At 71.8% G+C, this 16,439-nt stretch carries 5 protein-coding genes; 4 read left to right on the top strand and 1 reads right to left on the bottom strand.

The features are described 5' to 3' along the window. The first annotated feature begins 28 nt into the window (after positions 1–28). From BLT23_RS08800 to BLT23_RS08810, 3 genes are read left to right on the top strand one after another with little or no spacing between them, the layout of a single operon-like run. Positions 29–10,846 (top strand): non-ribosomal peptide synthetase, encoded by a 10,818-nt coding sequence (locus tag BLT23_RS08800; protein ID WP_218133681.1) that lies wholly within the window; start codon positions 29–31, stop codon positions 10,844–10,846. Next, entirely contained in the window at positions 10,833–12,542 is a 1,710-nt protein-coding gene (locus BLT23_RS08805; RefSeq protein WP_218133682.1) for an ABC transporter ATP-binding protein, read from the top strand. Before BLT23_RS08800 ends, BLT23_RS08805 begins: the two co-directional genes overlap by 14 nt. Next, complete coding sequence (locus BLT23_RS08810; RefSeq protein ID WP_090047410.1) at positions 12,539–13,501, top strand: alpha/beta hydrolase-fold protein; 963 nt, start codon at positions 12,539–12,541, stop codon at positions 13,499–13,501. Before BLT23_RS08805 ends, BLT23_RS08810 begins: the two co-directional genes overlap by 4 nt. 34 nt (positions 13,502–13,535) lie before the next feature. On the opposite strand, the gene BLT23_RS08815 is transcribed toward BLT23_RS08810, so the two are convergent. Further along, entirely contained in the window at positions 13,536–15,200 is a 1,665-nt protein-coding gene (locus tag BLT23_RS08815; RefSeq protein WP_090047414.1) for an FAD-binding dehydrogenase, read from the bottom strand. Between the two features lie 106 nt (positions 15,201–15,306). On the opposite strand from BLT23_RS08815, the gene BLT23_RS08820 reads away from it, so the two are divergent. Continuing rightward, the gene (locus BLT23_RS08820; protein ID WP_090047416.1) at positions 15,307–16,434 is read left to right on the top strand and encodes a PucR family transcriptional regulator; all 1,128 of its coding nucleotides are present in this window, start codon (positions 15,307–15,309) and stop codon (positions 16,432–16,434) included. Positions 16,435–16,439: the final 5 nt, after the last annotated feature.

Raw genomic sequence — 16,439 nt, forward strand, 5'->3', positions numbered from 1 at the left:
TTAGGCTACCTTCACCGACCGTGAAGGGATGGCTGAGTCGTCGATGGAACAGATGGCCGACCGTGACGTACTTCTTTCGACCGCCCGGATCGCCTCCGTCCGGCGCCGTGCCGGTGAGTACCCGCAGCGGACCGTCGCCGTCGCGACCGCCGTGGCCCTGCACCACTGGGCGGACCCCTCGTTCGAGGTCGAGGGACTGGAGCTGACGCCGGCCACGCAGTTCGGCGACGTGCTCGTGTGGGCCGACAAGGGGCAGCGGTCCGAGGTCGCCGAAGTGCCGGGCGGGTGGGCGATCCCCGTTCCTTCCGGCGCGGACCCCGTTGTGGCACAACGGGTTGTGGACGACCTGGCCGAGTTCCCCCACCGCGCCCTGGGCACGCTGACCGCGCAGACGGCCGGGGAACGGCTCGCGGAGCTGGCCCGCTGGAACGACAACGACTTCCCGCGCGAGCGGCCGAGCATCGTCGAGCTGTTCCGCGAGCAGGCCCGGCAGCGCCCGGACGCGGTCGCGGTCAACGACGGAGACCGCGCGTTCACCTACGGCGAGGTGCTGGCGCGGTCCAACCAGCTGGCCCGCCACCTGCTCGACCGCGGCCTGGGCACCGAGCAGGTCGTCGGCATCTCGCTGGACCGCTCGGCGGAGATGGTCGTCGCGTTGCTGGCGGTGTCGCAGGCCGGTGGTGCGTTCGTGCCGCTCGACCCGCGGTGGCCCGCTTCGCGCCGCGAGTCCGTGATCACCGACGCGCAGGTGGTGCTGCTGCTCGGCACCGGTCAGGAAGGCGAACCCGAAGCGGTCGCCGTCGACCTCGGCGACTGGGCCTTCGGCGAGCACTCCCCCGACCCCACCGACGTCGTGATCCGGGGCGCGCAGCTCGCGTACGTGATGTTCACGTCCGGCTCGACCGGCCGCCCCAAGGGCGCGATGATCCGGCACGAGGCGATCAGCGAGCGCCTGCTGTGGCAGGTGCACCAGATCCTCCACTTCGGACAGTCCGACGCGTCGCTGTTCAAGGCGCCGCTGTCGTTCGACATCTCCATCAACGAGATATTCCTGCCGCTGGTGTGCGGTGGCCGGACCGTCGTCGTGCGCTCCGGCGGCGAACGCGACCCGCACCACCTGCTCGCCACGATCGCGCGCCACCGCGTCACGTTCGTGTACCTGGTGTCGTCGATGCTGGACGTGCTGCTGAACATCGCGGGCGACGGCGAGCTGGCCAGCCTGCGGCACGTGTGGTGCGGTGGCGAGGTGCTCACCCCCGAGCTGTACGACCGGTTCCGCACGCAGCTCGACATCCCGATGTACCACGGTTACGGCCCGGCCGAGGCGACGATCGGCGTCTCGCACGTGATCTACCGCGGTGAGGCCGAGCGGCTGTCGACGTCGATCGGCAAGGCGAACCCGAACACCGATCTGTACGTGCTGGACGACCAGCTGCGGCCGTGCCCGGTCGGCGTCGGCGGTGAGCTGTACATCGGCGGGTTCCTGCTGGGGCGCGGATACGTGAACGCGCCTGGTCTGACGGCGTCGCGGTTCGTGGCGAACCCGTTCGCTTCTGACGGCTCGCGCCTGTACCGCACCGGTGACCTGGCGCGGTTCGCGCCGGACGGCTCGCTCGACTTCCTCGGCCGCGTCGACAACCAGGTCAAGATCCGCGGCATGCGGCTGGAGCTGGAGGACGTCGAGGTCGCGCTGGCCGAGCACCCGCGGGTGCGGCACACCTGTGTCGTGGTCAGGAAGAACTCGGCGGGCGGCAACTACCTCGTCGGCTACGTCGTCCCCTCCGACGACGACCTGACGGCGGACGCCGTGAAGCAGTGGGCGGCGGAGAACCTCGTCGAGTACATGGTGCCCGCGCACATCGTGGTGATGAGCGAGTTCCCGTTGACCGCCAACGGAAAGCTCGACCGCCGCGCCCTGCCGGAACCGGTGGTCGAGACCGGGCCCGTCACCGCCGCCGAGAACGACACCGAGGCGGCTGTGCGCGCCGCGGTCGCGTCCGTGCTGGGCCTGCCGCAGGTCGGCGCGGACCAGGACTTCTTCGAGCTGGGCGGCGACAGCATCCTGGCGATCTCGCTGCTGTCCGCGCTGCGCGCCGAAGGCGTGTTCGTCACGGCCACGCAGATCTTCGTGCACCGCACTCCCCGTGAGCTGGCGGCCGTCGCGTCGCTGGACGGTGGCGCGGTGGCCGACCACGACGACGTGCCGACCGGACCGGTCGCCGGGCTGCCGATCGTGCAGTGGCTGGGCGAGACCACCGACGCGATCGACGGTTTCGTGCAGTCCGTCGTGCTCAACACCCCCGCGGAGCTGACCGCGGACGCGTTGTCGCGCATCCTCGACGCGGTCGTGGCGCGGCACGACATGCTGCGCGCCAAGCTGGTCAGGGGTCCGCGGTGGTCGTTCGACGTCCTGCCGGACGGGCGCGCGCTGTGGGAGGAGTGCGACGCGCCGCTGGAGGAATGTGTCGCCGCGGCGACCGAAGGGCTGAACCCGGACGCGGGCATCATGCTGCGCGCGGTGTGGCGGCCGAAGGCCCGGCAGCTCGTCCTCGTGATCCACCACGTCGTGGTCGACGGCGTCTCGTGGCGCATCCTGTTCGACGACCTCGCCCTGGCCTGGCAGCAGGTCTCGGCCGGTGGACCGGTGGAGCTGCCCCCGGTCGGCACGTCGTTCCGGCGCTGGACCCAGTTGCTGGAACAGGCCGATTTCACGGCCGACCGCGCCTACTACGAACGGCCGTTGCCCGGTGTGGACCAGCTGCTCGGGCGGCGCGAGCTGACGGACGACGACGTCGTCGCGCACGAGCAGGTCCGCACCGTCACCGTCGGCTCGGCGGCCACCGCGGCGTTGCTCGGCGACGTGCCCGCGTTGTTCCACGCCAAGGTCAACGACGTGCTGCTGACCGGTCTCGCGGTCGCACTGGCGAAGTGGCGGCGCGACAACGGCCAGGACCAGACGTTCGCGCACGTCGAGCTGGAAGGACATGGCCGGGAAGGCCGGTTCGTGCCGCTCGACCCGGACCTGTCCCGCACGGTCGGCTGGTTCACGACGCTGTTCCCGGTGACCGTGGACCCGGTCGACGTCGACGACCTGCCGTCGGCGCTGAAGCGCGTCAAGGAGGACCTGGCGCGCGTGCCGGGCAACGGTGTCTCGTACGGCGCGCTGAAGTACCTGGGAGACCAGCGGTTCGACGTGCCGCGCCCGCAGGTGCTGTTCAACTACCTGGGCCGGTTCGCCGGTGGCGCCACCGGCGACTGGCAGCTCGCGGAGAACGCGGGCCAGCTCGGCGAGAAGCGCGACCCGGCGATGCGGCTGCCGCGGGCGCTGGAGTTCAACGCCTCGGCCGAACCCGGTGCGGACGGCGAGCTGGAGCTGGTCACGGTCATCTCGTGGCCGTCCGGCGTGTTCACCGGCGCCGATGTCGCGAGAATCGGCGGGTACTTCACCGAGACGCTGGAGGCGCTGGCCGCGTTGACCTTCGGCGGCCACTCGCCCAGCGACTTCGACCTGCTGCCGCTCACCCAGGCCGACGTCGACGCGCTCGACTCCCCCGCGTTGCGCGACGTCCTGCCGCTGACGCCGTTGCAGGAGGGCCTGTACTTCCACTCCGTCTTCGACGACTCCTCCGCCCACCGGTACGTGGAGCAGCAGCTGCTGACGCTGACCGGCCCGGTCGACGCCCGCCGCCTCGAAGCCGCCGCGACGCGCGTGCTGGAGCTGTTCCCGAACCTGGCAGCCCGGTTCGTCTCACTCGCGGACGGCCGGGTCGTGTCGGTGCTGGAGTCGGGCGTCCGGCCGGACTTTTCCACTGTGGACGGTCAGGGCATGACCGGCGAGGAGATCCGCGACCTGGCCGAACGCGACCGCGCCACCGGGTTCGACCTCGCGCGCGGCCCGCTGATGCGGTACACGCTGATCCGCACCGCACCTCAGCGGTACGTGCTGGTGCAGACCGTGCACCACATCATCGCGGACGGCTGGTCGGTGCCGCCGATGCTGCGCGCCCTGCTCGCCGAGTACGACAAGCCGGGTTCGGTGCACGTGCGCGGCAGCTACGCCGACTACGTGCGCTGGCTGGTGAACGCCGACGCCGAGGAGAGCGACCGCGTCTGGGCCTCGGAACTCGCCGGACTGCCGGGCCCTTCGGTCGTGGCGCCGGAGCACACGCCGTCCGAGCTTTTCGCCGACGCGGTCGTGGACGCGGCGCCCGACTTGGACGAGCGCACGCGCGCGGCCGGTGTGCCGTTGAGCGTCGCCGTGCACAGCGCGTGGGGCGTGACGCTGGGTGCGTTGCTGGGCAAGCGGGACGTGGTGTTCGGGTCCACTGTGTCCGGTCGTGACGCGGACGTGCCGGGCATCGCCGAGATGGTCGGCCTGTTCATCAACACGATCCCCGTGCGCACGCGGTGGTCCACCTCGGCCCGCGAACTGCTGGACTCGGTGCGCGCGCACCAGACGGCGGTGCTGCCGCACCAACACGTCTCGCTGACCCGCATCGGTCGGCAGGCGCCGCACGGCTCGGCGTTCGACACGCTGGTCGTCTTCGACGTCGCCACGGACGTGACGTCGTTGCAGGGTTCCTTCACGATCGCCGAGGTCGTCAACGAGGGCGCGCCGCACTACCCGTTGACGCTCGTCGTCGAACGCGGAGGTGACGGCTCGTTGCGGTTCAACCTGATCCACGACACCACCGTGGTGCGGGACGCCTCGACGATCCTGCGGGCGTTCACCGAGACGCTGGACTCGTTGCTGCGCCTGGAAGACGTGCCGGTGCCGGACCTGTCGTCCGCCCGCCCCGCGGCCGAGGTCACGCCGACGACGCTGGCCGAACTGTTCGACACGGCCGCCCGGCGGGACCCGTCCGCGCGAGCCGTGACGATGTGCCACCTCGACGGGCGTTCCGAGACCCTGTCGTACGGCGAGCTGGCCGACGCGAAGGACGCCCTCGCCCGCACGTTGGTCAACGCGGGAGTGGGACCGCACAAGCGCGTCGCGGTCGCGATGCCCCGGTCGTTGGAGCAGGTTGTCTCCTTGGTGGCGATCGTGTCGGCCGGTGGCGCTTACGTGCCGCTGGACCTCGCCTACCCGGACGAGCGGCTGCAGTACGTCCTCGCCGACTCGGCCCCGCAGGTCGTGCTCGTCGAACGCGACCAGCGCGACCGCTTCGAACGCCTGCTGGCCGCGGCCGGTGTCACCGCGCGGGTGCTGGTGCACGGCGAGGACGAGCCCGGCGACGCGGTGCTGCCGTCGTTCGACTGGCGCAACCCCGCGTACGTGATCTACACGTCCGGGTCGACGGGCAAGCCCAAGGGCGTCGTCGTCTCGCACGCGAACGTCGTGACGCTGCTCGCGAACACCCAGCCGGACATGGACTTCGGCCCGTCGGACGTGTGGACGCAGTTCCACTCGTACTCGTTCGACTTCGCGGTCTGGGAGCTGTGGGGCGCGCTGGTCCACGGCGGCGAGCTGATCGTCCCCGACCACGGCCTGACCCGGTCGCCGGTCGACTTCCACGCACTCGTCCGCGCCCGCGGCGTGACGGTCCTGAACCAGACGCCGTCCGCGTTCTACCAGTTCATCGAGGCCGACCGGCACAGCGAACCACTGACGGCACTGCGCCGGGTGATCTTCGGCGGCGAAGCCCTGGAGCTGTCCCGTCTTTCCGGCTGGGTCGAGCGCTACGGCCACCGCCCCGAGCTGGTCAACATGTACGGCATCACCGAGACCACGGTCCACGTGACGCACCGGGTCCTCGACGCCGCGGACTTCGCGTCAGGCCGTGACGTCAGCCCGATCGGCGGCCCGCTCCCCGGCCTGCGCACCTACCTGCTCGACTCGTCACTGCGCCCGGTCGGTGTGGGCGAGGTCGGCGCGATCTACGTGTCCGGCCCGCAGCTCTCCCTCGGCTACCACAACCGTCCCGGCCTCACCTCGACCCGTTTCGTCGCGGACCCGTTCGCGGGCAACGGCGCGCGCATGTACCACTCGGGCGACCTGGCCCGCCGCGGCCTGGACGGCTCGCTGGAGTTCGTCGGCCGCGCCGACGACCAGGTGCAGCTCAAGGGGTTCCGGATCGAGCTGGGCGAGGTGGAGGCGGCGATCCGCTCCGTGCCCGGCGTGGTCGACGTGGCCGTGACGGTGGCGGACACCTCCGATCACCTGGTGGCGCACGTCGTGGGGACGCCTTCCGATCTCGCGGTGGTGGGCCAGCGGCTGCCGGCGCACATGGTGCCGCAGCGGGTTTTGTTCCTGGACGCGCTGCCTTTGACGGTCAACGGGAAGCTGGACCGGAAGGCTCTGGAGGCTCAGGCTCGTGTGAGCGAGCCGGTCGGCGTGGACGAGCCGACTGGTTCGCTGGATTCGCTCGTGTCCTTGTTCGCGGAGGCACTGCCGGGGTCCTCGGTGGACGCCGACACGGACTTCTTCGCGGCGGGCGGGGACAGCATCATCGCGATCTCGGTGGTGAACCGTGCCCGCGCCCAGGGGCTGCGGTTCGCGCCGCGCGACCTGTTCCTGCACAAGACGCCCCGCGCGCTCGCGGCCCGGTTCGCGGTGGCTCCGGCTCCCGCGGCTGTCGTGGAGGCCGTGGACGGTCCGGTGGTGCCCACGCCGATCGTTTTGCGGCAGCGCGAGCTGGGGGGCGACCTGCGGCGGTTCGCGCAGGCGCGGCAGGTGCCGTGCCCGAGCCTCGAAGCCGCGGAACGCGCGGCCAGGGCCGTGGTGGAGGCACACGCGGCGCTGCGGATGCGGCTGGTCGTCGAGGACGGCGTGTGGTCGTTCGGAATCGATTCGGACTGGCAGGCCCCCTGGGGGGATCGGGTCCCCACTCCTATCGTCCCAAGCGGGTCTGACAATTCCGGAGCCCCGCTGGTGGCCACCAGCGAGACCGGAGACCCTCGAGCCGCCGCCCAAGAGGCAGCGACCCGCCTCGACCCGGAGTCCGGCGTCCTGGCCACCTTCACCTGGCTACCGGACACCCTGGTCGTGGTGATCCACCACCTGGCGGTCGACGCCGTCTCCTGGGTGATCCTCCTCGACGACCTGGCCACCGCCATCGAGGGCAAGCCGCTGGCCCCGCCCACCACCCCGTTCGGCACCTACACGAGCGCCCTGGCGCTCCGAGCCCAGTCCGCCACCGGCCTGCGCCACTGGATCGAGGCCCTGGACGCACCGCCCCTCACCCCCGCCGTCGGCGCCCAGCGCGAGGTGACGGTCACCCTGGCCGCCGACATCACGGGCAAGGTCGTCCACACGGCTCCGACGGCGCTGAACCTGGGCCTGACCGAACTGCTGTGCGGTGCCCTCCGCACGGCCCTCACCGAGATCCAGGCCACCCCCACCGACCTGACGATCGAGTTGGAGCGGCACGGGCGTGTTCCGGTCGAGGAGCACCACGACTACACGCGCACGGTCGGCTGGTTCACGTCGATCGCGCCGGTGAGGCTCAGCCCGCACACCGATCCGGTCGAGGCGGCGCGGGAGCTGGCCGAACGCCAGCCGGACGAGGAAGAGCATGTCCGGTACGGGCAGTTGCGGTACCTCAACCCGCAGACGGCACCGGTTCTGGCGAGTCTGGCCAAGCCGCAGGTGCTGTTCAACTACCTGGGGCGGGGCAGCGAGGACAAGGCGCTGCACGTGGACGCCGGGCAGCGGCCGAGTCCGTACGCGGTCGAGGTCAACTGCTGGGTGGACGGCGGCAGTCTGCGGGCTGTGTTCGCGCTGGGCGAGGACGTGTCGGACGAGGTCGCGGCGCGGTGGTTGCTGGCGCTCGAACGGGTTGCGGAAGCTACGGCGAGCCGGAAGGCGCCGGTTTCGCCGTTGCAGCGCGGGCTCTACTTCCAGGCTGCGCTCAGTGCCGGTGGGCATTATGTGGCGCAGAGCTACTTCGCGTTCGACCGGCGGGTCGACGTCGAGGCGCTCGGCAAGGCCATGAAGCACGTCATCGCGCGGCATCCCGTTGTGGGGGCGGGTTTCGAGGACGAGGACGGCACGCCGGTCCAGGTGCTCGGTGGCGCTGGTGACGTCGTGGTGCGCACGGTCGACGTGCTGAACGAGGAGGCCGTCGAGGCGATTCGGACCGAGGACCGCGCGACCGGGTTCGACCTCACCAGGCCGCCGTTGGTGCGCCTCACGGTGTTGCGGTTGCCGGACGGGCGGGACGCGTTGTTGTTCAGCTACCACCTGTTGCTGTGGGACGGGTGGTCGCGCGAGATCGTGTTGCGGGACCTGTTCGGGGCCTACCAGGCGTTCCTCGCGGGGGACGCGGTCGACTCGGCTCCGGCGTCGCCGAGCTTCGAGAGCTGCTGCCGGGCGCTCGCGGCCAAGGACGTCGAGGCGGCGCAACGGTTCTGGGCCGAGTACCTCGCGGATCTGCCGGGGCCGACCGTCCTCAGCCCGGGCGCCACGTCGGACACGTTGCCGACGAAGATCGTGGAGACGTTGTCCGAAGAGGACTCCGCGAGGATCAGGGACGCGGCGGCGCGCAACGGCGTGACGCTCAACTCGGTGGTGACCGGGGCGCTGGGGTTGTTGCTGGGCAGCGAGACGGGGCGGGGTGACGCGGTCTTCGGCGTCACGGTCTCCGGTCGTGAGGAGGAGGGCACGGAGGACGTCGTCGGTGTGCTGCTCAACACCGTGCCGATGCGGGTGTCCGCGCGGCCGGACGACACGGCGGCGGAGTTCCTCGCGAAGGTGCAGGCTTCGCGGGTCGCGGCGATGGAGCACGAGCACCTGGGGCTCGGGGAGATCCAGCGCGCGAGCGGGCACGACCAGCTGTTCGACAGTCTGTTCGTGTTGCAGAACTTCCTGGGTGACGACACGTTCGACGAGCTGAACGCGGCGAACGGGATCGTGGCGCACGAGTCGGAGGACTCGACGCACTACCCGTTCACCTGGGTCGTGACGCCGGGCAGGCAGCTCACGGTCAAGCTGGAGTACCGGCCGGAGGTCACCGAACCCGCGTTCGCGCGGCGGTTGTTCGACGAGTACCTGCGGCTGCTCGGAGAGCTCGCCGGGACCGAAGGACCGGTGGGGGCGATCCGCGGCACCGGACCGGAGCCGGAGCTGAACCCCGCCAACGACTTCGGCACGAAGACGGTCGTGGACCTGTTCGACGAGGCGGCCGACCGCACCCCGGACCGGGTCGCGCTGGTGTCGCACGGCAGCACGATGACGTTCGCCGAGCTGCGGGACCGCAGCCGGCACCTCGCGGGCGTGTTGTCCGGCAAGGGGATCGGCGTGGAGACGTCGGTCGCGATCGCCGTGCCGCGGTCGCCGGACTGGGTCGTCGCGCTGTTCGGCATCCTGCGTTGCGGCGCGGCGTACGTGCCGCTGGAGCTGGACCACCCGGACGAGCGGATCGCGTCGATCATCGACGACGCCCGGCCGTCGCTGGTCATCACGACGAGCGCGGTGGCGCCGCGGATCTGCGGGGAGACGTTCACGCTGGACGAGCCGTGGCCGGACGCGGAACCGGTCGTCACCTTCGCGCCGGACGACCCGGACCGGCTGCGGCACGCGGCCTACACGATCTACACGTCCGGGTCGACCGGCAAGCCCAAGGGCGTGGTGACCGAGTACGCGGGCCTGACGAACATGCTGGTCAACCACCAGCGGCGGATCTTCGGGCCGGTGCTGGCCGAGCACGGGCACCGGACGTTCCGGATCGCGCACACCGTGTCGTTCGCGTTCGACATGTCGTGGGAGGAGCTGCTCTGGCTCGCCGACGGCCACGAGGTGCACATCTGCGACGAGGAGCTGCGCCGCGACGCGACCGGGCTGGTCGAGTACTGCCTGGAGCACGAGATCGACGTCATCAACGTGACGCCGACGTACGCGCAGCAGCTGGTGGCGGAGGGGTTGCTGGCCGCCGCGCACAAGCCCGCCCTGGTGCTGCTGGGCGGTGAGGCCGTCACGCCGGCGTTGTGGCAGCTGCTCGCGGACACTCCCGGTGTGGTCGGCTACAACCTGTACGGGCCGACGGAGTACACGATCAACACGCTCGGTGTCGGCACGTTCGACTGCGTTGACCCGGTGGTGGGCGTGGCGATCGACAACACCGACGTGTACGTGCTCGACGCGTGGCTGCGGCCCGTCCCGGACGACGTGCCGGGCGAGCTGTACGTGTCCGGTGTGGGCATCGCACGCGGTTACCTCGGGCAGCCCGGCCAGTCGGCGGAGCGGTTCGTGGCGTGCCCGTGGGTGCCGGGTGAGCGCATGTACCGGACCGGCGACCTGGTGGTGCGGCGGCCCGACGGCAACCTGCTCTACCTCGGCCGCACCGACAAGCAGGTGAAGATCCGCGGGCACCGCGTGGAGCTGGGCGAGGTGGAGGCGCGGTTCGCGGCGCATCCGGGGGTCCGGTTCGTCGCGGCCGTCGCGCAGGCCGACCCGCAGGTCGACGGCGCGCACCGGCTCGCCGCGTACCTGGTGCTCGGCGACGGGGCGGACCTCGCGTCGATCGCGGCCGAGGTCGGCGCCGGGATGCCGGACTACCTGCGGCCCACCCACTTCGCCGCGGTGGCTGCGATCCCGCTCACGGTCAACGGCAAGGCGGACACCGCGGCCTTGCCCGAGGCCCGTCCGCTGGGCACGCTGGTGCGGCGGGAGGTCAGGGAGCTGACCGAGACGGAGGTCGTCGTCCGGGAGCTGTTCGCCGAGGCGCTCGACCTCGACGAGGACGAGGTGGGCATGACGAGCGGCTTCACCGACCTGGGCGGGCACTCGATGCTCGCGGTGCGGCTGGTCGGCCTGCTGCGCCGCGAGTTCGGCCCCGTCGTGACCATCCGCGACCTGCTGACCCTCTCCACCCCCGAAGCGATTGCGCGCCACGTTGACGAACACTGAAGTCCGCACCGGCCCCGAGGTCCGCTGCGGCAAGGAGATCCTGCGGACCGCCCTGCGCCGCAACGCCGGCGCCATGACGTCCGGCACCCTGCTGATGGGGTGCTACCAGGCGGCGGAGACCGCCGTGCCGATCCTGCTCGGCGTGATCGTCGAGTACGCGCTGCGCGGCGGTGAGGTCGGCTCGCTCGGTCTCGCGCTGCTCGGCCTGGGGCTCGTCATGGCGACCGTGTCGTACTCGTGGCGGTTCGGCATGCGGATCCTGCAGAAGGCCAACACCACCGAGGCGCACCGGTGGCGGGTCGCGGTCGCGGACCGCGGGCTGCAGCCGGTGGCCCGCGACATCGACCTGAAGTCCGGTGAGGTGCTCACCGTCGCCACCGAGGACGCCGACCAGACGGCGGACATCATCGAGGTGGTGCCGCTGCTGGTCAGCTCGCTGGTGTCGGTGGTGATCACGGGCGTGGTGCTGGCGGTGATCAGCGTGCCGCTGGGCGTGCTGGTGTTCGCGGGCACGGTGACGATCCTGACCGTGCTGAGCGTGCTGTCCCGCCGGATCGGCGCGAACACTCAGGTCCAGCAGGCGAAGGTGGCCCGGGCGGGCGCGAAGGTGTCGGACCTGATCGCGGGGCTGCGGCCGCTGCACGGGTTCGGCGGCAGCTACGCGGCGTTCCGGTCGTACCGGCGGGTGAGCACCGAGGCGAAGCGCCAGTCGATCGTGGTGGCGCGGGTCAACGGCGTGTACGCAGGACTGGCGCTGGCGCTGAACTCGCTGCTGGCGGCGGCGGTGACGCTGTGGGCCGGGTACCTGACGTTCCAGGGGTCCATCACGATCGGTCAGCTGGTGATGGCCGTCGGCCTGGCGCAGTTCCTGATCGAGCCGCTGAAGCTGTTCTCCGAGATGCCGAAGTACATCATGATCGCGCGGGCGTCGGCGGACCGGATGGCGCTCGTGCTGGCCGCTCCCCCGCGCCTGACGCCGGGCACCGAGGTGCCCGGACCGGAGGGTGGCCTGGAGGTCGAGTCCGTCTCGTGCGGGCCGTTGCGGGACCTCACCTTCTCGGTGCGGCCCGGCGAGCTCGTGGCGATCGCGGCCTACCAGCCGCAGGCGGCGGCCGAACTGGTGTCGGTGCTGTCCCTGGAGACGCCGCCGGACGCGTACGAGGGCGTCGTCCGGGTGGGCAAGCAGGACCTCGCGTCGCTGACGATCGAGAGCTTGCGCGCGTTCCTGCTGGTGAACCCGTCGCACCACGAGGTGTTCGCCGGGACGTTGCGGGAGAACGTCGACCCCGCGGGCACGAGCACGAAGGTGGACGAGGCGGTGTCGGCGGCGATGCTGACCGACGTGGTGGCCTTGCACGCCGAGGGCCTCGGCTACGCCGTGCGCGACCGCGGCGCGAACCTGTCCGGTGGCCAGCGGCAACGGCTGTCGCTCGCCCGCGCCCTCGCCGCCGACCCGGAGATCCTGGTGCTGCACGACCCGACCACCGCCGTCGACGCGGTGACGGAGCAGCTGATCGCACGCAACGTCAGGGACCTGCGCCGCGGCCGCACGACCGTCGTGATCACCAGCAGCCCGGCGCTGCTCGACGCCGCCGACCGCGTGATCGTCCTGGACGACGGCGCGGTCACGGGTGAGGGCACGCACCGCGAGCTGCTCGGCCGTGACTCCTCCTACCAGCTGGCGGTGGCCCGGTGACGAGGTTCGAGTGGCGCGGCGGTCCCGCGACGCTGAGGTTCGAGAGCGTGCTGGACCCGGTCGAGCTGACCCGCGAGGACGGCGACCTGTGGTCGGCGGAGGTCGAGCTGCCGCCACGGCTGCGGGTGACGTACCACTTCGTGGACGCCGAGGGCGAGGAGCACGCCGACCCGCTCAACCCGGACGCGGCAGGACCGAACCGGTCGATCCTCACGACCCCGGACCTGGAGCCCCAGCCGCACTGGCCGGTCGCCGGGCCGGACGAGGTGTTCGACGTGCCGTCGCTGCGCGTGCGGTGGACCGGCTCGCTGGGCCGCAAGACCGTCCGCGTGCACCAGGGCGGCGAACCGGTGGTGCTGCTGCTCGACGGCGACGACTGGATGTACGTGCACCCGTTCACGGCCGCGTTCGAGTCGGCGGTGAAGGCGGGCGAGACGCCGTCGGCGACGCTGGTCTTCCTGCCCACCCCGCGCGACCGCGACGCCGAGTACAGCTCTCCCGCGCTGTGGCAGGCGATCCGGGACGAGCTGCTGCCGCTGCTGAACGAGAACGGCGTGACGGTCGACCCGGCCCGGTTCGTGGTGGCGGGGCAGAGCCTGGGCGGGCTGAGCGCGGTCCAGGCGGCGCTGGACTTCCCGGCGCTCGTGTCACGGGTGGCGTGCCAGTCCGGTTCCTTCTGGTACGCGCGCGACCTGCCGGACAAGGGGATCTCGCTCGACGGTCCCGCGGGCGGTGACACCGCCGTCCGGCTGCGGGACGCGGACCTGAGCGGCCTGCGGGTCGCGTTCGACGCCGGCGAGCACGAGCCGCGGATGCACCGGCACTGCGCGGCCGTGGAGGAGCTGGCCGGACGGGCCGGTGCGACCGTGCGGGTGAACCGCTCGCCCGCCGGGCACGACCGGGCGGGCTGGCGGCACGCGCTGCTGCGCGACGTCGGCTGGCTGCTGAACGACCTGTGAACCGGGCCCGGGACGAACCCGGGCCCGGCGCGGGTCAGACGATCGCGGCCGCCGCGGCCCGTCCCGCGTTCCTGCCGGAGAACAGGCAGCCGCCGAGGAAAGTGCCCTCCAGGGCGTTGTAGCCCATCATCCCGCCGCCGCCGAACCCGCTGGCCTCACCGGCCGCGTACAGGCCGGGAACGGGCTCGGTGCCGTCGACGAGGCAGCGGCCGGACAGGTCGGTCTCCAGGCCGCCCAGGGTCTTGCGGGTGAGGATGTTCAGCCGCACGGCGATGAGCGGGCCGTTCGCCGGGTCGAGGAACCGGTGCGGCTTGGCGGTGCGCATGAACCGGTCGCCGCGGTAGGAGCGGTGCTGCTGCAGGTAGGTGATCTGCGCGTCCTTGGTGAACTGGTTGCCGAGCTCGCGGTCACGGGCCTCCAGGAGCCCGCGCAGGGCGGTCTCGTCGATCAGCTCGCCGTCGCCGACCTTGTTCATGCCCTTCACGAGATCGGTGAGGTTGTCCGCGACGACGAAGTCGTCGCCGTGCTTCTTGAACATCTCGATCGGCGAGGTCGGGTACCCGCGTGCCCGCTTGAGGAGCAGCTTCAGGTCCCTGCCGGTCAGATCGGGGTTCTGCTCCGACCCGGACAGCGCGAACTCCTTCTCGATCACCTTCTGCGTGAGGACGAACCACGAGTAGTCGTAGCCGGTGCCGCGCAGGTGCCTGAGGGTGCCGAGGGTGTCGAAGCCGGGGAAGTACGGGGCGGGCAGCCGCCGGCCGGTCGCGTCGAGCCACATGCTCGACGGGCCGGGCAGGATGCGGATGCCGTGGTTCTCCCAGATCGGGTCCCAGTTCCGCAGGCCCTCCACGTAGTGCCACATGCGGTCCTCGTTGATCACGCGCGCGCCGGTGGCGCGGGTGATGCCGATCATCCGCCCGTCCACGTGGGCGGGGACGCCCGCGACCATCGTCTTCGGCGGGGTGCCGAGCCGGGCGGGCCACACCTCGCGGACCAGGTCGTGGTTGCCGCCGATGCCGCCGGAGCTGACGACGACGGCCTGCGAGCGGTACTCGAAGTCGCCGACCACGTCGCGCGACGACGCCTGGCCGCGTTCGATCGTGCTCGGGGCGAGCAGGCTGCCGCGGACTCCCGTCACGGTGCCGTTGTCCACGACCAGCTCGTCGACGCGGTGCCGGAACCGCATGATGATGCGGCCGCTCGCGGCGTGCGCGCGCACCCGCCGTTCGAACAGCTCCACGACACCGGGTCCGGTGCCCCAGGTGATGTGGAAGCGGGGGACGGAGTTGCCGTGGCCGTCGGCCCTGCCGTCACCGCGTTCGGCCCACCCGACGATCGGGAAGACCTTCAGGCCCATGCCGCGCAGCCAGGCGCGTTTCTCGCCCGCCGCGAAGTCGACGTACGCCTCGGCCCAGCGGCGCGGCCACTCGTCCTCCGGGCGGTCGAACTGCGCGCTGCCGAGCCAGTCCTGCCAGGCCAGGTCGCGGGAGTCCTTGATGCCCATGCGCCGCTGCTCGGGGCTGTCGACGAAGAGCAGGCCGCCGAGCGACCAGAACGCCTGCCCGCCGAGCGACTGCTCGGGCTCCTGGTCCAGCAGCAGCACCTTCTTGCCGGCGTCGGCGATCTCCGCCGCGGCGGTGAGTCCCGCCAGCCCGGCTCCGACCACGATCACATCGGTGTCCACGCGCACACTCCACATCCGTCTGACCTTGCGGCGCAACTGTGCTCCCGCACACGCCCGGAGAGCCAGATGACTTGGCAACTCCTGACAGCTAGATTTGTCAGACCTTGACAAGGAGTGTGCCGTGCCCGTTTCGCACGACGAGCTGCGTCGCCTGGTGACCAGGGACGCCGAGCTCGTCGAGCACCTGCTGGGCGTGATCCTCGCCGAGATCCCCGGCTACCAGGTGCTCGACCCGGTCCAGCTGGAGGAGGTGCGCGCCAACATCCGGTGGAACGTCAGCCGGGTGCTGGAGCTGTGGAGGACCGGCACGTCGCTCACCGAGGAGGACGCGCTGCGGTTCCGCGGGGTCGGCGCCGTGCGGGCGCGCGACGGCAGGCCGCTGCCGGTGATCCTGCGCTCCTACCGGGTCGCCGCCCGCGCGTTCATCGGGTACGTCGCCGACCGGTTCGGCGACGAGCTGACCGCCGCGGACATGGCGGGGCTCGCCAGGGTGTGGCTGGCCGCCGACGACCGGCTGGCCGACGCCCTGCAGGACGGCTACCAGGCGGCCGGGACCACGATCAGCGGCGACCGCGACCGCGCGCTCACCCGGCTCGTCCTCGACCTCGTGCTGGGCAGGCACTCGCACGAGGGCGCGTTCGCCGCCCGGCTGCGGGAGCTGGAGGTGCGGCTGCCGCACCGGTTCACCGTCGTCGTGCTGCGCTCCGCCGAGGCCACCGGCGCCGTGCTGCCCGCCGCGTCGGAACCCGTGATGCACGCCGCGATCGACGGTGCCGGGATCGTCGTCGCCGAGCACGTGGACGTCGCGGCGCTGCGGCCCGTGCTGCAACGGCGTGGTGCGCAGTGCTGCGTGCTCACCGGCATCGGCGCGAACGACGCCCCGCGGTTGTACCGGCTGGCGAGGGCGTGCCTGGAACGGGTTCCGGCGGCCGTGCTCGCCGACCGCACGGTCTTCGACCGCGGCGACGCCGAGGTGCTGGCCCTGCTGGCGGGACGGCCGGACGCGGACCCGGAACGCACCGCGTCGGCCGTGCTCGGCGGCCTCACCCCGGCCGCGCACGCGCACCTGCTGGAGACGCTCGACGCCCTGTTCACGGCGGGCAGCGCCGAGGAGGTCGCGGCACGGCTCGGCGTGCACGCGCAGACGGTGCGCTACCGGCTCCGGCGGATCACCGCGCTGACCGGACGCGACCCGCGCCGGCCGTGGGACCGGTTCGTGCTGCAGAGCGCCAGGCTCGCCACGGCCTGAACGTT

The sequence above is a fragment of the Lentzea fradiae genome (assembly GCF_900100955.1).
Taxonomy (GTDB): Bacteria; Actinomycetota; Actinomycetes; order Mycobacteriales; family Pseudonocardiaceae; genus Lentzea; species Lentzea fradiae.